Here is a 20,697-nt window from a genome sequence, read left to right as displayed (position 1 = left end):
GGGGCGTGTCCCCCGTCGGGTTCACCACAGATTGATGGGGCTGCTTGGGCAGCCCAACGCGGGGCAAGCCCGCTCATCACAAGGTTTTACGTTCGAAAATCGCCCCCTCGATTCCCAGCACCTCGCGGGTATCGGCATAAATCCCCACGCCTTTCTCCCACACCTGCTTGATCGACTGATCGGCGCAGCGAATCTGGTAATTGAGTTCGAACGGCTCGTGCCGCGACAACGCATATTGCACCTCGCGCCAGACGTAATCGGCGTACTGCGCCAGGATCAGGCTGTTGTAGGTGAACTCATGGTTGTCCACCAGCCGCTCGGCAGGGTAACCGGTCAATTGCAGGCACCCGGCACTCACGAATTCCATGGTCCAGTCGCGGTTGTTGCGCCCCCGATAGACCAGCCCCGGCATGCTGTCGAGCAAACTCATGCTGCTGCGCTGGCTGGCCTGCAAGGCAATCTCGCGGCGCTTGTGCGCCGTCACATCACCCGCCACCAGGTAGAACCCTTGCGCGCCGCGCTTGAGGCTGACCTCGAACCAGCGTAACTCGCCACAGGGATGCACAAAACGCAGGCGCTGGTTGAATGAGGTGTCGGGGCGCCGGCGCAGTTCGTTCAAGGCCTGGCGCCACAACGGGCGGTCTTCCTGGTGCACGTAATCCATCAGGTTGCGCTCCGTACCCGGCTGCCCCATCAGCTCGGCCCAGGCCAGGTTGAAGTGCGCGATCTGGCCGTTGTCGCGCAATTCGAGCAGGGCGGCCGGAAAGCGATCCATCAGGTGCGCCGGCGGGGCCTGCTCAAAGGCTTCGGGGCTTTCCCTCATCTAATGGCGCTCCTCGTGTTTCATCAATGCACCGCTGTGCACCCGGGCCGCCAGCTCCAGCCGCGAGTGCAGGCCGAGTTTTTGCAACAGGCTGCGCACATAGATTTTTACCGTGCCATCGCTGATCCCCAGTTCCCGGCCGATCTGCTTGTTGCTCATGCCGGCGGCGATCAATGCCAGGGTCTGGCCTTCGCGCTCAGTGAGGTTGCCACTGCCCGCAGCCTCGCAGTGTTGCGCCGGTGCGGCCTGGTCAGCCAGCAGCGCAATCAAGGCCGCATCCAGCACAATCGCACCTTTGTGGCAATTGCGCATGTAGGCCAACAACGCATCGGGCTCGGTTTCCTTGAGCACATAACCACTGGCGCCGAGGCGCAAGGCACTGAGCAATTCGGCGCGGTCCATCGAGGCGGTCAGCACCACCACCTGGCAATCGAGACGCAATTGGCGCAGTTCATCCAGTACCTGCAAACCGCTGAGGCCCGGCATGTGCAAATCCAGCAGGACCTGCTGCGGCGTCAGGCTCACGGCCAGGTTGATGCCTTCACGGCCACTGGCCGCTTGCCCCACCACTTCGAAGTCATCGCTGGCATCGAATAACTGCGCCAGGCCCTTGCGAAACAGTGGGTGATCATCGATCAGTAATAAGGTCGTGCAGTCCATCGAGACTCCCCTGTGGCAGGTCTTGGTTGCGATTCAGGCCCAGGTGCACGCGCACCCCGTGCGGGCGGATCGCTTCAATGGTCAGCCGCGCGCCGATGCTGGCGGCGCGCTCGCGAATAATCGCCAGGCCGAAGTGGTTGTCTTCGCCGCAGGCCTGGCTCAGGCCAATGCCGTCATCCTCCACCGACACCGATGCATCGCCATCCTGGGTCTGGCGCAGTTCAATACGCACGTGCCGCGCGTGGGAATGACGCACTGCGTTGGCCAGGGCCTCACGAATAATCTGCAGAATCTGCAACTCGGTTTCCGGGCTCAGGGCGTCGTCGGCCAGGCGGTTATCCAGTTCGAACACGATGATGCAACGCCGCGAGAACTCCGCGACGGAGTCGGCCAGCGCCTGGCGCAGCGAGCGCCCGTCCATGGTCAGGCGGGCGCTGGTGATCAGTTCGCGCACCTGGCGCTGCAGTTGGCTCAAGCCCGCGCACAGGTCCTGCAGGCCGGCGCTGGCTTGCGCCGGTTCGCCCAGTTGCGAGTGCAGCCCGTGGGCCTGGAACGACAGGTAACCCAACTGCTGCGCCACCGAATCGTGCAGCTCACGGGCCAGCGCACCGTGCCGGGACGTCGCTTGTTTGCGCTGTTGCTCAAGAGTGTGGCTGCGCAGGCGTACGGTGACACCGACTGCCTGCGCGGCCTCCTCCATGAGCTGGCGCCAACTGGCGCCGGCCCGGCGGGGGGTGTCGAGCAGCAACACGCCCTTGTGCCCCTCCGGCAAGGCGCATACCAGGCGATGCACGCCCCGGTGCCGGCATGGGCCACAAGCCTCGGGCGTGTCGGCTGCGGTGGCGTCACGCCAAGGGCAGCGCGCCACGTCCTGGCAGCCTTCGATCAACCCGCGCCGGGCCGGCCCCAGGTCTTCGCCACCAAAGATCAGGGTGAGCTTGCCGGCGGGCAACAATGCGTCGAAACGGTCCACGAAACCCGACAAGGCACCGTCAGCGTGCGCCTGGCCCAAAGGCAACCCGGCCAGCAGCCTGCGCACGCTACGTGCCTGTTCGGGGCGCACAGGCCCCAACCAGAGCGGCCACCATTGCTGTCGTGTTCGCACTCTCGATAACTCCCCGCCCGGATGCTCAACGTTACGTTAAGACCAGCAACTTCCATGCCCCGCACGGTCGTCGCGCAAGGCTTATCTCCAAAGGCATAGCCCTTTTTCCAGATTGAGAAGATTTTCCCCATAGGAAAGTATCTCTCCCAACAGGAAACAAAACGCACCTTGGAGAGCCCGCATGAACCACCCCCACAACCGCCCCATCGTGGTGATGCAATCGGCAACCGTCGGCATCGAAGTTGTCGCGGCACTGGACCAACCTTTGGTGCTGATCGGCGACCAGCCAGACTTCGCCCGGCGCTTGCAGCAGGTGCTGGCCAGCGCAACCGTGGGGTGTCGGCTGTACCTGCTGGGCGATGAAGCGTTCGTGTGGCGCATCCACGGCGACGCACGCGCCGCGGGCCTTGAAGACGATGAGATCAACCTGACCTGCTCGCTGCCCGGCGAGCGCCTGGTGTATTGCGCCCACTGTGGGCTGATCCAGGCAGGCGGGCCGGAACCCTTGCTGAATTGCATCGGTTGCCATGTCGGGCTGGAAGTACGCAGGCATTTTTCCAGGCGGCTGGGGGCTTACCTGGGCGTGTGCAACAACCCCGACAAGCCTTATGCGGGGTTTCAGCCATGAGCGCGTCCCTCAACGTGCGGGTCAGCGCGGCGAGAATGCTCACGCCGGTGGTGCGCGAGTTCACCCTGGTGGCGTGCGACGGCGCCCTGCCCGGCTTCTCGCCCGGCAGCCATGTGCAGGTGCATTTGCCGCTGGCCGAAGGCAAGGTGCGCAACGCCTATTCACTGACCAGCGACCCGGCGCACAACCGGCATTATCGTATCGCCGTGCGCCTGCAAGACACTTCCCGTGGCGGTTCGCAGTACCTGCATCGGCAAGTGCAGGTCGGCGACACCTTGCAGATCTCGCCACCGGCCAATCTGTTTGCACCGCACGCCACGGCCCGCCGGCACATCCTGATCGCCGCCGGCATCGGTATCACGCCGTTCATGGCCTACATCGCAGCCCTCGAACACCAGCAGGCCGAGTTCGAATTGCATTACCTGTTCCGCCCCGGCCTGAGCGACGCCTACCTGGACGAGTTGCAACAGCGCCTCGGCGCCCGCCTGCATACCTACGCCAGCCGCCCGGACCTGAGCCGAATCCTTGGCAACCGACCGCTGGGCAGCCACGTCTACACCTGCGGCCCGCAGTCCCTGCTCGACGCCGTCGAGCACCAGGCCGCGCGCCTCGGTTGGCCGCCCAAACGTGTGCATTCGGAAGCATTCAAGGGCGCCCAACAGGGCCAACCGTTCGACCTGCACCTGTTGCGCAGTGACCGGCGCCTGCGGGTCGAGGCTGAACAGAGCCTGCTCGAAGCCCTGGAAACCGCCGGCCTGCAGGTGCCCAACCTGTGCCGCGGCGGGGTGTGCGGCCAGTGCATGACGCGCCACATGGGCGGCGCCATCGAACACCGCGACAGCTTCCTCACCCCGGCCGAACAGGCCGATTTTCTGATGCCCTGCGTCTCTCGCGGCAACGGCCCATGCGTTTCGCTGGACCTTTAGGAGTTGTTGACCATGCCTCTTCAAACGAGCCCCGTGTTGAGCTATCGGGATGACTTCAGCTTTCACAACAGCCCGACGGCAATTCGTCGCTTTCCCTTTCCGTTTATCGAAGACAGTTACCTGTACTCGGTGAATATCGAGCCGGCCACCTCGCGCGACCCCGGCTCGATCTATGAGCATGGCTTTGACATCGACGAGCACTACCGCTCGGAAATGGCCGAGCGCGCGCTGGTGCTGGACAAGGACCCGCGTCGCTACCTGGTGTTGCCACACATGCAAGTGGCCGCCTGGGATGCGTTGCAGATGCTCATGGAGCACCTGGCCGCCGACTACCCGCAGTGGTTCAGCCTGGCGCGTGATGGCGACCGTTGGCATTGGCGCAACCGCCTGCTGGAGATCAACCAGCACTTTGTATTTGGCGATGCCACCAGCCTGCCCTGTGAGCCGCTGGAATTCATCGGGCGCCAGGTGCAAGGAGACTTCGCGCTGCTCGACCAGCGCGACGGCGACCTGTACATGGACGCAGGCCTGATCACCGGCCCGGCCGACTGGTCACTGGCCTTCGACGCCGGCATGAGCTTCAAGCAGTGGCATGCACCGGTGCCCATGGCCCATCAACTGGGCGTGTTCGAGCGTGCGCTGAAGTACCTGCTCAACCTGCAGGCCGGCCAGCCCGTGCGGCGCCTGAACTGGACCCTGACCATCAACCCGCGCCTGGACTCATCCCCCGAGACCTTTCATGAATGGGGCGCGGACCGAGGCCAGATCACCGCCCAAAACGTCGGGCAACAGGTGCACCTGCGGGTCGAGCTGCAAGTGATGGCGCGCCTGCCCCGCAGCAACGCGGTGATGTTCAGCATCCGCACTTACCTGATCAGCATGCAGGAACTGGTGACCCAACCCGGCTGGGGCTGCCGCCTGCACCGCGTGCTGCGCGACCTGCCCGAGCCCATCGCCGACTACAAGGGCATGACCCGCTACCGACACACGCTGGTGGAGTGGCTGAGCCAATTCGACCCGCACGCCTGACCTTCATTTCCCAGCAAAAGGATCCTTACATGACCCACTCATGGCGTATTTCTGCATTGGCCGAGCGGCACCGCGCCCTCGGCTCGAACCTCGAAGACTGGAACGGCATGGGCACCGCCTGGACCTACACCAGCGAACTGGCCGACCACCATCAGGCGATCCGCACCCGCGCCGGGTTGATGGACGTGTCGGGGCTGAAAAAAGTCCACTACGTAGGGCCCCACGCCGAGAGCCTGTTGCAGTGGGCGACCACCCGCGATATCGCCAAGCTCTACCCCGGCAAATCGGTGTACGCCTCGATGCTCGATGAGGACGGCAAATTTGTCGATGACTGCATCGTCTACCGCACCGGGCCCAACGCATTCATGGTGGTGCATGGCGCCGGCACGGGGCATGAAATGCTGGTGCGTTCTGCCCAGGGCCGGCAAGTGGCGGTGCTGTTCGATGACGACCTGCACGACCTGTCGCTGCAAGGCCCGCTGGCAGTGGATTTTCTTGCCGAGCACGTGCCCGGCATCCGCCAGTTAGCGTATTTCCATCACCTGCAAACCCGCCTCTTCGACCGCCCGGTGATGATCTCCCGCACGGGTTACACCGGCGAACGCGGCTACGAGATTTTCTGCAAGGCGGCCGATGCGCCAGCGCTGTGGGACGCCATCCTGGAACAGGGCGCGAGCCTGGGCATTATCCCGTGTGCGTTCACCGCCCTGGACTGGCTGCGGGTGGAAAGCTCGCTGATGTTTTTCCCCTACGACAACTCGCAGATGTACCCCTTCGCCGACCAGAAAGCCGGCGACACCCTCTGGGAAATGGGCCTGGACTTCACCGTCTCCCCTGGCAAGCAAGCGTTTCGTGGCGCGGAAGAACACCTGCGCCTGCGCGGCCAGGAGCGTTTCAAGATCACCGGGGTGCTGCTCGACGGCGTACGCCCTGCCGAGGCCGGCGACACCCTGTGGCACGGCGGCCAGCAAGTCGGCGTGGTCACTTGCGGCATGTATTCGCGCCTCAGCAAACGCTCGATGGCCATCGCACGCATGAGCGTCGCCTGCTCGCAACCCGGCATTGCGCTGCAGGTGCGCGGCAGCCTCGAAGGCACCGCCGCCACTCACGCCCTGCCCTTTGACGACCCGGAAAAAGCCAAACGCACGGCCAAGGGCTGAACCTTCCTTCATTTCATTTCAGGAGCCACCGATGGACGCCTCCAGCGAACATTACATTCTCAAGATCACCTGCCCGGCGGCGTCCGGTATCGTCGCAGCAATCAGCGCCTGCCTGGCCCGCCAACAGTGCTACATCAGCGAGCTGGCACAATTTGACGATGAGTTCACCGGGCAGTTTTTCATGCGCGCAGTGTTCCGTTTCAACACCTTGGTCAGCGGTGATATCGGCGCGCTGCGCGAAGGCCTGGGCGACCTTGCCGGCGGCTTCGACATGCAGTGGCAGTTATTCAGCTCGCGCCAGCCCACCCGGGTACTGCTGATGGTCAGCAAGTTCGACCATTGCCTCACCGACCTGCTCTATCGCCACCGCAAGGGCGAGATGGACATGCACATCACCGCCGTGGTTTCCAACCACCTCGACCTGCGGGCCATGGCCGAGCGCGAAGGCATCCGCTTCATCTACCTGCCCATCACCAAAGACAGCAAGGCCAACCAGGAAGCCGAGCTGATGCGCATCGTCGAAGACACCCAGACCGACCTGGTGGTGCTCGCCCGCTACATGCAGATTCTGTCCGACGGCCTGTGCCAGCAGCTGTCGGGGCGGGCGATCAATATCCATCACTCGTTCCTGCCCGGGTTCAAGGGCGCCAAGCCTTATCACCAGGCCTACGACCGTGGCGTAAAGCTGATCGGCGCCACCGCCCACTACGTCACCAGCGACCTCGATGAAGGGCCAATCATCGAGCAGGAAATCCAGCGCGTCGACCACACCCACCTGCCCGACTCGCTGGTTGCGATTGGCCGCGACACCGAGACCGTCGCCCTTTCCAAAGCCCTGAAATACCACCTGGAACACCGGGTATTCATCAATCAGGACAAGACAGTGATCTTTCGCTGAAACCCTTCAGGAGCACGCTCATGACTCTACGTGTAGCAATCATTGGCGCCGGCCCGTGCGGCCTGGCACAACTTCGTGCGTTCCAGTCGGCCCGCGACCAGGGCACCGCCATTCCCGAACTGGTGTGCTTTGAGAAACAGCAGGACTGGGGCGGCATGTGGAACTACACCTGGCGCACCGGCCTGGACGAAAACGGCGAACCGGTGCACGGCAGCATGTACCGCTACCTGTGGTCCAACGGCCCCAAGGAATGCCTGGAGTTCGCCGACTACACCTTTGAAGAGCATTTCGGCCGGGCCATTGGTTCCTACCCGCCGCGCGAGGTGTTGTGGGACTACATCAAGGGCCGGGTGGAAAAAGCCGGCGTACGCGACTACATCCGCTTCAACAATGTGGTGCGCCAAGTCACCTTCGATGAACAGACCCAGCGCTTTACCCTGCAGGCCCACGACTACAACAGCGACACGCTGACCTGTGAAGAATTCGACTACGTGATCAACGCGTGTGGCCACTTCTCCACGCCCAAGGTGCCGTACTTCGACGGCTTCGAACAGTTCGCCGGGCGCATTCTGCATGCGCATGATTTTCGCGAGGCGCTGGAGTTCAAGGACAAAGACCTGTTGATTGTCGGCAGCAGCTATTCGGCCGAGGACATCGGCTCGCAGTGCTACAAGTACGGCGCACGCAGCATCACCAGTTGCTACCGCACCGCGCCCATGGGCTATGCCTGGCCCGATAACTGGGAAGAAAAACCGCTGCTCAAGCGCCTGGAAAACAACCGCGCCTACTTTGTGGATGGCAGCAGCAAGCACATCGACGCGGTGATCCTGTGCACCGGCTACAAGCATCACTTTCCGTTCCTGCCCGACGAACTGAGCCTGAAGACCGACAACCGCCTGTGGCCGATGAACCTCTACAAGGGCGTGTTCTGGGAGCCCAACCCACGCCTGATCTACCTCGGCATGCAGGACCAGTGGTACTCCTTCAACATGTTCGATGCCCAGGCCTGGTATGCCCGCGACGTGATCCTGGGGCGTATCGCGCTGCCGAGCCAGGCCGAGCAAGCCGCCGACAGCCAGCAATGGCACGCACGGGAACAGACCCTGGAGACCAACCAGCAGATGTTCGAGTACCAGGGGGCGTATATCCAGCACCTGGTGGATGCCACCGACTACCCGAACTTCGACATCGCCGCCGTCAACGAAACCTTTCTGCACTGGAAGCATGACAAGGCGCAAAACATCATGGGCTATCGCGACAAATCCTATCGCTCATTGATGACCGGCACCCAATCGCCAGCCCACCACACACCGTGGTTGCAGGCGCTGGATGACTCGATGGCGGCGTACCTGGGCGAGCCCGCGACGCCCATCAAGTCGGTTGGCTGATGATGAACGCACCTCGTGTTTCACATCCCCGAGAACCCGGGCTGTTCGCCCGCGCACCGAACCTGGAACGTTACCGCGTGGCCGCCGGCGGTATGACCCTGGTGGACTTGCAGCCCGGCGACGGCCTGCAAGTGATCGACATCGAAGGCCGGCAAACCTGCCAACTGCTGGCCCTCGACGCCTGCGGGCGCAGTGCCTTGGCCAGTTGGGGCTTGCACGGCTCGACGGCCGGCGGCGTATCCGGGCGTGTCGGCCAGGCGCTCAACCGCCGTGGCATCGACCCGCTGCAATTGCCGCCTGCCGCCTCGCTGTGGGACGACGACAACCCGCCCGGCCACAGCCGCCATTTTGTGGCCCATGAGCGGTTGCTGGTGATCGTTGCCGCCCCCGCCGGGCCCACCGCCGTTGACCGGCAATATAGGCCCAGCGAACTGCGCCTTGTGGTGACACGGGCCAACCCTTCGCCCCTGCTGGTGCCCGTGCTGCCCGAGCCGTTGGGTGATGTGCTGGACGAATTCACCCTGCGCGCCGGCACCGCCCACAGCTACACCGTCGCCAAAGGGCAATATGTGCAGGTGCTGGATGTTGCCGGGCGCCAGTGCTCGGATTTCGTCGCCCTCGACCGTCGCGCCCTGGACCGCGGCGTGGAACTGGACCTGGACCAAACGGTGACCCGCACGCTGAACGCCAGCGCCTACCCGGCACCCGGGCTGTTCTCGAAGTTTTTCGACCGGAACATGCAGCCGATGCTGGAGGTGGTGCAAGACACCGTCGGCCGCCACGATTCCTTCGCCCTGGCCTGCGCCGCACGCTATTACGAAAACCATGGCTATTTCGGGCACGACAACTGCAGCGACAACCTCAGCCAGGTGCTCGCGCCCCATGGTGTGCAGGCCCGCAATGGTTGGCCGGCGATCAATTTCTTCTTCAACACCCGGATCGATGCGCACCAGCAGATGACCCTGGATGAGCCCTGGTCACGGCCCGGCGATTATGTGCTGCTGCGCGCTATGACCGATCTGTTGTGTGGCAGTACCTCGTGCCCGGATGACATCGACCCGGCCAATGGCTGGAACCCGACGGATATCCATGTCCGTATCTACAGCGAGAAGGAGCGTTTTTCCATCGCCATGAGCACTCGAACCACGGCCGATGCCGACCCGATCCTGACCCGTGAGTCTGGGTTCCACTCACGCACCAGCCGCCTCACAGGCAGCTTCACCGACTACCGCAACTGGTGGCTGCCATTACGCTACGACGGCTACGGAGCCATCGAGGAATACCTCGGTTGCCGCGAACGGGTAGCGGTGATGGACCTCACCGCCCTGCGCAAATTCGAAATCATCGGCCCCGACGCCGAGAGCCTGTTGCAGCACTGCCTGACCCGCGACGTGCGGCGCCTGGCGGTGGGCCAGGTGGTCTATTGCGCCATGTGCCACCCCCACGGCGGCATGCTCGATGACGGTACCTTGCTGCGCCTGGGCCCGGATAATTTCCGCTGGATCTGCGGTGAGGACTACGCCGGGGTCTGGTTGCGCGAGCAAGCGCAGCTACTGGGCATGAAGGTGTGGGTCAAGTCCGCCAGCGAGCAGATTCACAACCTGGCAGTGCAAGGCCCGATGAGCCGCGAGTTGCTTAAGCAGATGGTCTGGACCCCACCCACCCAACCGGGCCTGGAAGCCCTCGGCTGGTTCCGCTTCCTGGTCGGGCGGCTGGACGGTTTCGATGGCTGCCCATTGATGATTTCGCGTACCGGCTACACCGGCGAGCTGGGTTACGAGGTGTGGTGCCAACCCGACGACGCAGAACGGGTGTGGGACCGCATCTGGCAACTCGGCCAACCCTTGGGCCTGGTGCCCCTGGGCCTGGAAGCACTGGACATGCTGCGCATCGAAGCCGGGCTGATTTTTGCCGGCTACGAGTTCAACGACCAGACCGACCCGTTTGAGGCGGGCATCGGGTTCAGCGTACCGCTGAAAAGCAAAACCGATGATTTCATCGGCCGCGACGCTCTGTTGCGGCGCAGTGCACACCCCACCCACAAGCTGGTCGGCCTGCAATTAAGCGGCAACGAGGCCGCGCACCATGGCGACCCGGTGTACCACGGCCGGGCTCAGGTGGGGGTGATTACCAGCGCCTGCCGCTCACCGCTGCTGGCCAGCAACATTGCGTTATGCCGGGTGGACGTGGCCTGCGCCGAGCCCGGTACGGTACTTGAGATAGGCAAAGTCGATGGCCTGCAGAAGCGCATCAGCGCCACGGTCAGCGCAGCGATTTTCTACGACCCGGACAAAAGCCGGGTACGCAGTTGATCGTCCCGATACCTGAGTGCGCCACCCTACTTTGACTGCCCCACTTAACCGCTCTTCAACATGGGAATACAAAGATGGAAGCGACTACGTTCGAGGCCGTACCGCAGGCCGCCAGCCCGGCGGGCAGCCTGCACCGCAAGATCGATTGGCGCGGGGCGTTCTGGGTCGCCAGCGGCGTGCCCGCCCTGGTGTTGTTCTCTATTGGCGCGATTGCCGCGACGGTCGGCAAACCGGCGTGGGTCGTGTGGATCGTGTCGATCCTGTTCGGGTTTATCCAGGCATTCACCTACGCCGAGATCGCCGGGTTGTTCCCTCATAAATCCGGGGGTGCCTCGGTGTACGGCGCGGTGGCCTGGGTGCGCTACAGCAAGCTGATTGCACCGGTTTCGGTGTGGTGCAACTGGCTGGCCTGGTCGCCGGTGTTGTCCATCGGTTCGGGGCTGGCAGCGGGCTATATCCTGACTGCGCTGTTCCCTGCCGATGCACTGATCAACACCTGGCAACTGACCCTGCTGGACCTGGGCTGGGTCAAGAGCGGGCTGTCGCTGCGGATCAACGCAACCTTCGGCATTGGCCTGCTGATTCTGCTGACGGTGTTTGCCGTGCAGCACGGCGGTATCCTGCGTTCGGCACGCCTGACCCTGGTGCTGGGCGTCACCTCGCTGATTCCCCTGTTGCTGGTCGGCGTGGTGCCGTTGCTCACCGGGGATGCAGCCCAGGCCAACTTCCTGCCGCTGTACCCCCTGGCCCATGATGCGGCTGGGCAAGTCATCGATGGCCCATGGGATATTTCCGGTTGGACGCTGATGGCCGGCGGGCTGTTCATGGCCGCCTGGTCCACCTACGGCTTTGAAACGGCGGTGTGCTACACCCGGGAATTCAAGGACCCCAAGCGCGACACGTTCAAGGCGATTTTCTACGCCGGCCTGTTGTGCATCCTGGTATTCACCCTGGTGCCGCTGGCGTTTCAAGGCAGCCTGGGGCTTGGCCAACTGGTGACCCCGGCGGTGCTCGACGCCAGCGGCGCCATCGTCACGCCGGCGGTATACAGCGGGCTGTTGTCACCGGCGATCTACAGCGGCATGGGCGTTGGCCAGGCCATGGCCGACAGTATCGGCGGCGGCAAGGTGGTCGCCAATATCGTGCTGATCATGCTGGTACTGGCGACGCTGCTGGCGATCATGACCTCGATGTCCGGCTCCTCGCGCACCCTGTACCAGGCGTCGGTGGATGGCTGGCTGCCGAAATACCTGGGACGCACCAACGAACACGGTGCGCCCACGGCAGCGATGTGGACCGACCTGTCGTTCAACCTGCTGTTGTTGCTGATGTCTGACTATGTGTTCGTGCTCGCGGCCTCCAACGTGAGCTACATCATTTTCAACTTCCTTAACCTGAATGCCGGTTGGATCCACCGCCTGGACCGCCCCGACTGGGTGCGCCCGTACAAGGCACCTACCGCACTGCTGGCCGCCGGCGGCGTGCTGAGTTTCGTCAACCTGGCGTGCATGGGCCTGGGCGCCGACATCTGGGGCGCGGGCACCCTGGTGACGGGCCTGTTGCTGGCCCTGCTGATCCTGCCGGTGTTCTGCTACCGCCACTATGTGCAAGACAAGGGCCGCTTCCCCGCCGCAATGCTCAACGACTTGTATATCCAGGCCAACGATGGGCAAAAGCGTGCCGGCTGGTTGCCGTACGCCACGCTGATCGCCGGTGTGCTGGTGGTGTATGGCTGCCATCAACTGGTAGCCTGAACTCATCGCTGAGGGAGTGATCCCTCAGCGCCTTTACTTCTTCAGACAACGGTGACGTTTTTGACCAGCACTCTCCCGGTACTTGCCCGCGATATCGACGGCAAGGCCATCTCGGCCCAGGTTCTCGACGAAGTTCGCGAAGAAGTCCTGATACTGGCCGCACAGCAGATCTACCCGGCTCTTGCAGTGTTGCTGGTAGGTGAAGACCCGGCCAGCCATGTCTACGTGCGCAACAAACTGCTGCGGGCCAAGGAGGTCGGAATCCGCTCCCTTGAATACCGGCTGCCAAACGACGCCAGCCAGGTGCAAGTGCTGGAGCTGATTGCCCGGCTGAACACCGACCCTTCGGTAAACGGCATCCTGGTGCAATTGCCCCTGCCGGGCCATATCAACGAAGCCTCGGTGATTCACGCCATCGACCCGATCAAGGACGTGGACGGCTTTCACCGCGAAAACGTCGGCGGGCTAGTGCAAGGCCTGGAGGTGCTGACACCCTGCACCCCGACAGGTTGCATGCGCCTGTTGCACGAAACCTGCGGCGACTTGAGTGGTTTGCATGCGGTGGTGGTTGGCCGCTCGAACATTGTCGGCAAACCCATGGCGACCTTGTTGTTGCAGGCCAACTGCTCGGTGAGCGTGGTGCACTCGCGCAGTGTCGATGCACCGGCGCTGTGCCGCCTGGCAGACATCGTGGTGGCCGCCGTGGGCCGGCCACAACTGATCGACGCCAGCTGGCTCAAGCCTGGCGCGGTGGTGATTGATGTGGGGATTAACCGCATCACGACCGAGACCGGCACACGGTTGGTGGGCGATGTGGATTATGCGAGCGCACGCACCGTGGCCAGTGCAATTACCCCAGTGCCGGGAGGTGTGGGGCCGATGACGATTGCCTACCTGCTGAAGAACACCCTGGTGGCCGCCCAGTTGCAGCGGGCCGCCCAGCCCCTTGAGCTGGCGGTAAGCTGAACTACACCGCAAAACCCATGTGAAAGCGGGCTTGCTCGCGAATGCGGTGGGTCAGTGAATATTCCGCTAACTGACATACCGATTCGCGAGCAAGCCCGCTTCCACATTTTTGAGCGGTGTTAAGTCAGCCGGATGTCAGTGGTTGTAGGCCCGCTCGTTATGCTCGGCGAGGTCGAGCCCCATCTCTTCCACCGACTCGTGGGCGCGCAGGCCGACCAGGGCATTGACCACCTTGAGAATGATCCAGCTGACCACAAAACAATAAACCGTGGTCAGCAGCACGCCCTTGATCTGGGCGACAACCTGGCCGCCCATGGTCACGCCTTCCACCAGGCCGCCCATGGACGGCACGCAGAACACGCCGGTCAGCACCGCGCCGATCATCCCGCCGATGCCGTGCAAGCCGAACACGTCGAGGCTGTCGTCATAACCGAAGCGACGCTTCAACACCGTCACGCTCAAGTAGCAGAACACCCCGCACAGCAGGCCGATGGCCAGGGCACCACCAACGCCCACATAGGCACACGCCGGCGTGATCCCCACCAGGCCCGCCAAGGCACCGCTCGCAAGGCCCAGGGCACTCGGCTTGCCGACCTTGAACCACTCGGTGAACATCCAGCCGAGAATCCCGGCACACGCGCCCAATTGGGTGTTGAGCATCACAATCCCGGACAACCCATTGAGCCCGCCACCGGAGCCGATATTGAAACCGAACCAGCCCACCCAGAGCATCGCGGCGCCAGCCATGGTCAGGCTCAAGTTGTGGGCCGGCATCGGAGTGTTCTGGTAGCCCTTGCGTTTACCCAGGATCAGGCACGCGGCCAGCGCAGCCACACCGGCGTTGATGTGCACCGCGGTGCCACCGGCAAAATCGAGCACGCCCCAGTTATGCATCAAGGCTCCCGAACCGCCCCACACCATGTGCGCCACCGGGGCATAGACCAGGGTAAACCACACGGCCATGAACAGCAGCGCCGCCGAGAACTTCATGCGCTCGGCAAAGGCCCCGGCGATCAGCGCCGGGGTGATGATGGCGAAGGTCATCTGGAAGGTCACGAACACGCCTTCCGGAATATCCCCCACCAGACTCTCGGGGGTCATGCCTGCCAGGAAGACCCGGCTCAACCCGCCGACAAAACTGTTGAAAGTCACCTGCCCCTCGACCATGCCGGTGGTGTCGACCACCATGCTGTAGCCGTAAATCACCCACAACACGCCCACCAGGCCGGCGACGCCAAAGCACTGGGTGAACAGCGAGAGCATGTTTTTCGCACGTACCAGGCCGCCATAGAACAGTGCGAGCCCCGGCAAACACATGAACAACACCAGCACCGCGGCGGTGATCATCCAGGCGGTGCTGCCAGTGTTCAACACGGGTGTATCGGCGGCTTGTGCCAGCGGTGCGAAAGCACTGGCCGCCAATAAACCGAAAAGCGATTTGCCAAGAAGACGATTGACCATGTTCAAAGCTCCTGCAAAAGAGAGGGGAAGTTTCTGGCAGTGAGCAAGTGGCAAAGCAACGGACCATTGAGGTCTCTTCGAAGGTCTGACACACACAAAACCCGTGTAGGAGCCGGCTTGCCGGCGATGGCGATTTCAAGGCCGCCATCGCCGGCAAGCCGGCTCCTACACGGGGTATTTCAGTAACCCGAACCCGGTACCCAACTGGTCCCCGCCAGCGGCACGCGGGCCATGGCGGCCGACTCCACCGTCAGCGCCACCAGGTCCTCGGGGTCGAGGTTGTGCAGGTGCGACTTGCCACACGCACGGGCCATGGTCTGGGCTTCCAGCACCATCACCCGCAGGTAGTTGGCCAACCGACGGCCGCCTTCCACCGGGTCCAGACGCTTGGACAGTTCCGGGTCCTGGGTGGTGATGCCGGCCGGGTCGCGACCGTTCTGCCAGTCGTCATAGAAACCGGCGGCCGAGCCGATCTTTTTCAGTTCTGCGTCCAGCCGTGGGTGGTTATCGCCCAGGGCGATCAACGCCGCCGTGCCGATGGCGACTGCATCCGCGCCCATGGCCATGGCCTTGGCCACGTCGGCACCGTTACGAATCCCGCCCGATACGATCAGCTGGACTTTGCGGTGCATGCCCATTTCCTGCAAAGCCTGTATCGCTTGCGGGATCGCCGACAAAATCGGAATGCCGACGTGCTCGATAAACACTTCCTGGGTGGCTGCAGTGCCGCCCTGCATACCGTCGAGGACGATCACATCGGCACCGGCCTTGACCGCCAGCTTCACGTCGTAATACGGCCGGCTCGCGCCGATTTTCACGTAGATGGGTTTTTCCCAATCGGTGATTTCCCGCAGCTCGGCAATCTTGATCGCCAGGTCATCCGGGCCGGTCCAGTCGGGGTGGCGGCAGGCGCTGCGCTGGTCCACGCCAATCGGCAAGGTGCGCATGCCGGCCACGCGCTCGGTGACTTTCATGCCAAGCAGCATGCCGCCACCGCCGGGCTTGGCACCCTGGCCCAGGACGATCTCGATGGCGTCGGCCTTGCGCAGGTCGTCGGGGTTCATGCCGTAGCGCGACGGCAGGTACTGATACACCAGGTGTTGGGACTGGCCGCGCTCTTCCGGGGTCATGCCGCCGTCACCGGTGGTGGTGCTGGTGCCGGCGATGGTCGCGCCACGGCCCAGGGCTTCCTTGGCGTTGGCCGACAACGCGCCGAAACTCATGCCGGCGATGGTCACCGGGATCTTCAGGTGAATCGGCTTTTTGGCAAAGCGGTTGCCGAGGATCACGTCGGTACCGCACTTCTCGCGGTAGCCTTCCAGCGGGTAGCGCGACACGCTGGCGCCCAGCAGCAACAAGTCATCGAAGTGCGGCAGCTTGCGCTTGGTGCCGCCGCCGCGAATGTCGTAGATGCCGGTTTCGGCGGCACGCTGGATTTCCTGGATGGTCAGGCGGTCGAAGGTGGCCGACTCGCGCAGTACCGGAGGGGTTTGTTCTGTCATGGCGTAGCTCCTGGATCAGTACGCGGAGGCGTTATCGACTTTAAAGTTGTAGAGCTGGCGGGCCGAGCCGTAACGCTTGAAGTCCGCCGCCTGATGCACAAATCCGGCGCGGTCGAGCAGCGCTTGAAGCTCTTGCAGGTGCTCGCTGCGCATCTCTTTTTCAATGCAGTCAGAGCCCAGTGACTCCACCGTGCCTTTGACGTAGATGTGGGTCTCATACAGCGAATCCCCCAGTGCATCGCCGGCATCGCCGCACACCACCAGGCGCCCGGCCTGGCCCATGAAGCAGCTCATATGGCCGATGCTGCCGCCGACAACAATGTCGACGCCCTTCATGGAAATCCCGCAACGTGCGCCTGCGTCGCCTTCAATCACCAGCAACCCGCCATGAGCCGTGGCCCCGGCAGCCTGGGACGCGCTGCCCTTGACGCGCACCGAGCCCGACATCATGTTCTCGGCACAGCCCACCCCGACATTGCCGTGCACGGTGATCGACGCCTGTTGGTTCATGCCCGCGCAGTAGTAGCCGGCGTGGCCCTCGATATCGATGGACACCGCCTGGTTCACGCCCACCGCGAGGTTGTGTTTGCCGTTGGAATGGGTGACTCGCCATTCACTGTCGATAGCCTGCGCATGCAGCGCCTGGTTGAGGTCACGCACGCTGGCAGTGGAAAGATCGATGGTTTTCATGTGTGCGCTCCTTAAGCTGACTCGCGTTCCCAGATGTACAAGGTGGCCGGTGCGGGCTCCCAGATCCTGGCGTTTTCAATCCCCGGCAGGCTCGACAGCGCCTGGTACTCGGAGGCCATGGCGACGTAGTCGTCGGTCTCGGCGAGAATCGCCGGCTTGCAGGCGATCGGGTCGCGGATCACCGCAAACCCGTTACGCGTGCCGATGGCAAAGGTGAAGAACCCGTCGAGGTCTTCCAGGGAGTGGTCCAGCGCTTCCTTGAGCGAATCGCCCTGTTGCAGGCGCCAGGTCAGGTAGCCGGCGGCGACTTCGGTGTCGTTGTCGGTTTCAAAATGGATGCCTTCGCGCTTGAGTTCCTGGCGCAGGCGGAAGTGGTTGGACAGCGAACCGTTGTGCACCAGGCACAGGTCGGCGCCGGTGGAAAACGGGTGGCTGCCTTCCATGGTCACCGCACTTTCAGTGGCCATGCGCGTGTGGCCGATGATGTGGCTGCCCTGCATGCTCGCCAGGCCAAAGCGCCGGGAAATTTCCTGGGGCAAACCCATGCCCTTGAGGATCTCGATACTCTGCCCGGCGCTCATGATGCGTACGCTCGGCGCCAGTTCAGCCAGGGCCAGGCGCACCGGCGCCTCTTGGGCATGGATCTTCAACACGGCCGCGCTGGCGTTCTGAAACCAATCCAGGGAGCAGCCCAGGCGCCCTTCCAGTTCCCCCATCAGGGTCTTCCAGTCAAACACTTCGGTGGTCGCTTGCAGGGTCAGCTTGACCCAGCCGTCGGCCACTTCATCGCCGTAGATGGCGAACCCGGCACTGTCCGGGCCACGGTCGGTCATGGCCTGCAACATGGGTTCAAACAACTTGCCGAGCTGGGATTCCAACTGCGGATTTTTCAGGTACAGGCCTACGATTCCACACATAACAAGTCTCCGTCACACGGTGTCAGAAAAATTCGGTATAGCGCTGGATTTCCCAGTCGCTCACATGGCGGCTGTATTCCACCCACTCCATGCGCTTGAGCTTGATGAACTCACCCACGATCTGCGGGCCCAGCACCTCGACGAACAGCGGGTCGGCTTCCAGCGCGTCGCAGGCTTCCTTGAGGGATTGCGGCAGGGTCTTGATGCCGCGCGCGGCGATCTGCTCAAGGCTCAGGCTGTAGAGGTTTTCGTTGCAGACGTGGTCGATTTCCAGCTGGCGATCAATGCCATCCAGCCCGGCCGCGATGATCGCGGCGCTGACCAGGTAAGGGTTGCAGCCGGCGTCCGGCAGGCGGAACTCGAGGCGGCCGTAAGGCACGCGCACCATGGCCGAACGGTTGTTGGCGCCAAAGGCAATAAACGCTGGGGCCCAGGTGGCGCCAGACAACGAATTGCCCACCACCAGGCGCTTGTAGGAGTTGACCGTTGGCGCAGCGAACGCACACAGGGCCGGGCCATGGGCGAGCAGCCCGGCGGCGAAGTGATAAGCCATCTTCGACAGCCCCATGCCACTGGGATCGCTGGCATCAAAGAACAGGTTCTTGTTCTCGGCGCTGCTGATGGACAAGTGAAAGTGCATGCCATTGCCGGCGCGTTTCGGGTCGGGCTTGGGCATGAAGGAACAGATCATGCCCAGGTCATTGGCGATCTCGCCGGCGGCCATGCGGAAGAAGGTAAAACGGTCGGCCGAGGTCAGGGCGTCGCTGTAGGTGTAGTTGATCTCGAACTGACCGTTGGCGTCTTCGTGGTCGATTTGGTAGACCTCGAAATCCACCGCCTGCAAGGCTTCGGTCAGCCGCTCAAGGAACACCCGCGAGCGCGACAACCCCTTGTAGTCGTAGCAAGGCTTGTCCAGGTTGTCGCTGGGGTCGACCAATTGCAGCTTGCCCTGCTCGTCCCGGCGCATCAGGTTGAACTCGGGTTCCAGGCCGGTGTTGAGGGTCCAGCCCTTGTCTTGCAGGCGCTGCACCTGCTGTTGCAGTACGTAGCGGCTGTCGTAGGGATGGGGCTTGCCGTCGACATGACCGACACACACCACTCGCCCGTAACCCGGTTGCCATGGCACCGGGGTCAGGGTCGACAGGTCGCCGCGAGCCATGAAGTCTGGCCCGTGCGGCTCCATGCCCATGCCGCTGATGGCAAAGCCGGCAAAACCTGCGCCCTCTTCGGCCACCGTCTTGAGCCCGCAGATCGGCACCGACTTGGTCTTGGCCGCACCGTGTATATCCACAAACTGCGCAAGCACGTACTTGATCCCGTGCTTGTCGATAATGCGCTGGGTTTCTGCTGGCAACATTGCGTGTGACTCCTCGCGAAAGGCAAAACAGTGTGGGTGGGCCTAGGCTGTCTTTTTATTCCTAAAAAGAAAGTTAGTTTCCTTGTAGGAATGCAATACCCTTGCCAGATTCGCGAATGACGCTTTGATGAGCTCGGAACAGCGCTTTTGTGCTGTATATATGGGAAAATCCTTTTCCCCGCAGGAATACGTGTTGCGGGATGGCCTTCGAGAGCCATGCCATGCACTTTCCCAGTGCGAAAATAATATTACTGAGCGGAAACCGTGCAGGAGCCGACGAACATGTCCACTGAAACAGCGCCTCGCCTGAAGCTGGAGCAATACCTGGGGCTGCAGATCAAACGCCAGCGCCAGGCGCAGGACCTGAAGTTGTCCGATGTGGCGAAAATTGCCGATATCAGCCAGGGGATGTTGAGCAAGATCGAGAACGCCCAGGTGTCCACCAGCCTCGATACCTTGAGCCGCCTGTGTGATGTGCTTGGGCTGCCGTTATCGAAGTTGTTCAGTGAGTATGACCAGCAGGATGGCAGTGCCTTGCTGGTCAAGGCTGACCAGGGGATGGAAGTGGTGCGTCGCGGGACCGAGAAGGGGCACACCTATCACCTGCTCAACCATACGCGGGGGCCCAAGAAGAGCTTCGAGGCATACATGGTCAGCATGGACGATGCGAGTGAAGAGTTTCCGACGTTTGCCCACCCTGGGACTGAGTTTTTGCATTTGCTTGAGGGAGAGCTGATTTATCGGCATGGGAATCAGCTGTATCGGATGGAGGCCGGGGATAGCTTGACGTTTGAGGGGGAGATTCCTCATGGGCCCGAGGAGTTGGTGCAGGTGCCGATCCGGTTGTTGTCGATCATGAACTATGGCAACGATAAAGAGTGATTGGGTTCTCAGGTTCTTCGCCGGCAAGCCGGCTCCTACAGAAAAGCAGCTCTGCTGTTGCTTTTAACACTCAAGCCGGCCGGTAGGCCGCTGTGCTCTGGCTTTTGATCTCGATCTGACTGCCCCATTCAGCCCGAGGGCACACCGAGCCACAGCGAGGTGCCGACAGGCGGGGCAGAGCCCTTTGCTTGCTTTGGGGCTTTTCCAAAGTGAGTCGCTGTAAGAGCTAAACCATAAGC

General features: G+C 62.7%; 18 protein-coding genes. 10 read left to right on the top strand and 8 right to left on the bottom strand.

Features of this window, described 5'->3' with window-relative positions; all coding sequences use genetic code 11:
* Positions 1-76: 76 nt before the first annotated feature.
* From ACZRN6_RS28925 to ACZRN6_RS28915, 3 genes are read right to left on the bottom strand one after another with little or no spacing between them, the layout of a single operon-like run.
* A complete protein-coding gene (locus tag ACZRN6_RS28925; protein WP_322144604.1) occupies positions 77-823 on the bottom strand; it encodes a PAS domain-containing protein in 747 nt (248 codons plus the stop codon).
* On the bottom strand, positions 824-1,483 hold the full coding sequence (locus ACZRN6_RS28920) for a response regulator (protein ID WP_322144603.1): 660 nt from the start codon (positions 1,481-1,483) through the stop codon (positions 824-826).
* The gene (locus ACZRN6_RS28915) at positions 1,452-2,522 is read right to left on the bottom strand and encodes an ATP-binding protein (protein WP_464009430.1); all 1,071 of its coding nucleotides are present in this window, start codon (positions 2,520-2,522) and stop codon (positions 1,452-1,454) included. Before ACZRN6_RS28915 ends, ACZRN6_RS28920 begins: the two co-directional genes overlap by 32 nt.
* Before the next feature lie 247 nt (positions 2,523-2,769).
* Here ACZRN6_RS28915 and ACZRN6_RS28910 point away from each other — a divergent pair, with 247 nt between their 5' ends.
* The 9 genes from ACZRN6_RS28910 to ACZRN6_RS28870 all read left to right on the top strand — a co-directional run bounded on the left by ACZRN6_RS28910 (position 2,770) and on the right by ACZRN6_RS28870 (position 13,649).
* Positions 2,770-3,216 (top strand): dimethylamine monooxygenase subunit DmmA family protein, encoded by a 447-nt coding sequence (locus tag ACZRN6_RS28910; protein WP_322144601.1) that lies wholly within the window; start codon positions 2,770-2,772, stop codon positions 3,214-3,216.
* Positions 3,213-4,142: a PDR/VanB family oxidoreductase gene (locus tag ACZRN6_RS28905; protein ID WP_464009429.1), complete on the top strand. Its 930-nt coding sequence runs from the start codon at positions 3,213-3,215 to the stop codon at positions 4,140-4,142. Before ACZRN6_RS28910 ends, ACZRN6_RS28905 begins: the two co-directional genes overlap by 4 nt.
* A 12-nt stretch (positions 4,143-4,154) precedes the next feature.
* Positions 4,155-5,171, top strand: a complete 1,017-nt coding sequence (locus tag ACZRN6_RS28900) for a heme-dependent oxidative N-demethylase family protein (protein WP_322144599.1) — start codon at positions 4,155-4,157, stop codon at positions 5,169-5,171.
* A 29-nt stretch (positions 5,172-5,200) separates the two neighbouring features.
* Positions 5,201-6,331: an aminomethyltransferase family protein gene (locus ACZRN6_RS28895; protein WP_322144598.1), complete on the top strand. Its 1,131-nt coding sequence runs from the start codon at positions 5,201-5,203 to the stop codon at positions 6,329-6,331.
* 31 nt (positions 6,332-6,362) lie between these two features.
* Positions 6,363-7,229, top strand: a complete 867-nt coding sequence (gene purU / locus ACZRN6_RS28890) for a formyltetrahydrofolate deformylase (protein WP_322144597.1) — start codon at positions 6,363-6,365, stop codon at positions 7,227-7,229.
* A gap of 20 nt (positions 7,230-7,249) precedes the next feature.
* Entirely contained in the window at positions 7,250-8,617 is a 1,368-nt protein-coding gene (locus ACZRN6_RS28885) for an NAD(P)/FAD-dependent oxidoreductase (protein WP_322144596.1), read from the top strand.
* 2 nt (positions 8,618-8,619) lie between these two features.
* The gene (locus ACZRN6_RS28880; protein ID WP_464009440.1) at positions 8,620-10,929 is read left to right on the top strand and encodes a DUF1989 domain-containing protein; all 2,310 of its coding nucleotides are present in this window, start codon (positions 8,620-8,622) and stop codon (positions 10,927-10,929) included.
* 74 nt (positions 10,930-11,003) lie between these two features.
* Entirely contained in the window at positions 11,004-12,683 is a 1,680-nt protein-coding gene (locus ACZRN6_RS28875) for an APC family permease (protein WP_322144594.1), read from the top strand.
* A gap of 51 nt (positions 12,684-12,734) precedes the next feature.
* Positions 12,735-13,649, top strand: coding sequence for a bifunctional 5,10-methylenetetrahydrofolate dehydrogenase/5,10-methenyltetrahydrofolate cyclohydrolase (locus ACZRN6_RS28870; RefSeq protein ID WP_322144593.1), 915 nt, complete (start codon positions 12,735-12,737; stop codon positions 13,647-13,649).
* A gap of 135 nt (positions 13,650-13,784) precedes the next feature.
* On the opposite strand, the gene ACZRN6_RS28865 is transcribed toward ACZRN6_RS28870, so the two are convergent.
* From ACZRN6_RS28865 to glnT, 5 genes are all read right to left on the bottom strand, one after another.
* A complete protein-coding gene (locus ACZRN6_RS28865; protein WP_464009428.1) occupies positions 13,785-15,110 on the bottom strand; it encodes an ammonium transporter in 1,326 nt (441 codons plus the stop codon).
* Between the two features lie 179 nt (positions 15,111-15,289).
* Positions 15,290-16,612: an FMN-binding glutamate synthase family protein gene (locus ACZRN6_RS28860; RefSeq protein ID WP_322144591.1), complete on the bottom strand. Its 1,323-nt coding sequence runs from the start codon at positions 16,610-16,612 to the stop codon at positions 15,290-15,292.
* 15 nt (positions 16,613-16,627) lie between these two features.
* The gene (locus ACZRN6_RS28855; RefSeq protein ID WP_464009427.1) at positions 16,628-17,302 is read right to left on the bottom strand and encodes a protein glxC; all 675 of its coding nucleotides are present in this window, start codon (positions 17,300-17,302) and stop codon (positions 16,628-16,630) included.
* A gap of 11 nt (positions 17,303-17,313) precedes the next feature.
* Entirely contained in the window at positions 17,314-18,219 is a 906-nt protein-coding gene (locus tag ACZRN6_RS28850; RefSeq protein ID WP_322144589.1) for a class II glutamine amidotransferase, read from the bottom strand.
* Positions 18,220-18,241: 22 nt separating this feature from the next.
* Complete coding sequence (glnT, locus tag ACZRN6_RS28845; protein ID WP_322144588.1) at positions 18,242-19,576, bottom strand: type III glutamate--ammonia ligase; 1,335 nt, start codon at positions 19,574-19,576, stop codon at positions 18,242-18,244.
* 282 nt (positions 19,577-19,858) lie between these two features.
* Here glnT and ACZRN6_RS28840 point away from each other — a divergent pair, with 282 nt between their 5' ends.
* Entirely contained in the window at positions 19,859-20,458 is a 600-nt protein-coding gene (locus ACZRN6_RS28840) for a helix-turn-helix domain-containing protein (protein ID WP_177046668.1), read from the top strand.
* Positions 20,459-20,697 lie beyond the last annotated feature (239 nt).

It is taken from the genome of Pseudomonas sp. A125, assembly GCF_055409485.1.
Note: the sequence above shows the minus strand (reverse complement) of the source record. Positions and strands in the feature narration are given on the sequence as shown.

Bases quoted from the DNA above. Each gene is read 5' to 3' on its own strand.
- ACZRN6_RS28850 (WP_322144589.1), bottom strand. From the start codon at position 18,219: ATGTGTGGAATCGTAGGCCTGTACCTGAAAAATCCGCAGTTGGAATCC.
- ACZRN6_RS28880 (WP_464009440.1), top strand. From the start codon at position 8,620: ATGAACGCACCTCGTGTTTCACATCCCCGAGAACCCGGGCTGTTCGCC.
- glnT (WP_322144588.1), bottom strand. From the start codon at position 19,576: ATGTTGCCAGCAGAAACCCAGCGCATTATCGACAAGCACGGGATCAAG.
- ACZRN6_RS28920 (WP_322144603.1), bottom strand. From the start codon at position 1,483: ATGGACTGCACGACCTTATTACTGATCGATGATCACCCACTGTTTCGC.
- ACZRN6_RS28875 (WP_322144594.1), top strand. From the start codon at position 11,004: ATGGAAGCGACTACGTTCGAGGCCGTACCGCAGGCCGCCAGCCCGGCG.
- ACZRN6_RS28910 (WP_322144601.1), top strand. From the start codon at position 2,770: ATGAACCACCCCCACAACCGCCCCATCGTGGTGATGCAATCGGCAACC.
- ACZRN6_RS28900 (WP_322144599.1), top strand. From the start codon at position 4,155: ATGCCTCTTCAAACGAGCCCCGTGTTGAGCTATCGGGATGACTTCAGC.
- ACZRN6_RS28895 (WP_322144598.1), top strand. From the start codon at position 5,201: ATGACCCACTCATGGCGTATTTCTGCATTGGCCGAGCGGCACCGCGCC.
- ACZRN6_RS28885 (WP_322144596.1), top strand. From the start codon at position 7,250: ATGACTCTACGTGTAGCAATCATTGGCGCCGGCCCGTGCGGCCTGGCA.
- ACZRN6_RS28855 (WP_464009427.1), bottom strand. From the start codon at position 17,302: ATGAAAACCATCGATCTTTCCACTGCCAGCGTGCGTGACCTCAACCAG.
- ACZRN6_RS28905 (WP_464009429.1), top strand. From the start codon at position 3,213: ATGAGCGCGTCCCTCAACGTGCGGGTCAGCGCGGCGAGAATGCTCACG.
- ACZRN6_RS28865 (WP_464009428.1), bottom strand. From the start codon at position 15,110: ATGGTCAATCGTCTTCTTGGCAAATCGCTTTTCGGTTTATTGGCGGCC.
- ACZRN6_RS28840 (WP_177046668.1), top strand. From the start codon at position 19,859: ATGTCCACTGAAACAGCGCCTCGCCTGAAGCTGGAGCAATACCTGGGG.
- ACZRN6_RS28925 (WP_322144604.1), bottom strand. From the start codon at position 823: ATGAGGGAAAGCCCCGAAGCCTTTGAGCAGGCCCCGCCGGCGCACCTG.
- purU (WP_322144597.1), top strand. From the start codon at position 6,363: ATGGACGCCTCCAGCGAACATTACATTCTCAAGATCACCTGCCCGGCG.
- ACZRN6_RS28860 (WP_322144591.1), bottom strand. From the start codon at position 16,612: ATGACAGAACAAACCCCTCCGGTACTGCGCGAGTCGGCCACCTTCGAC.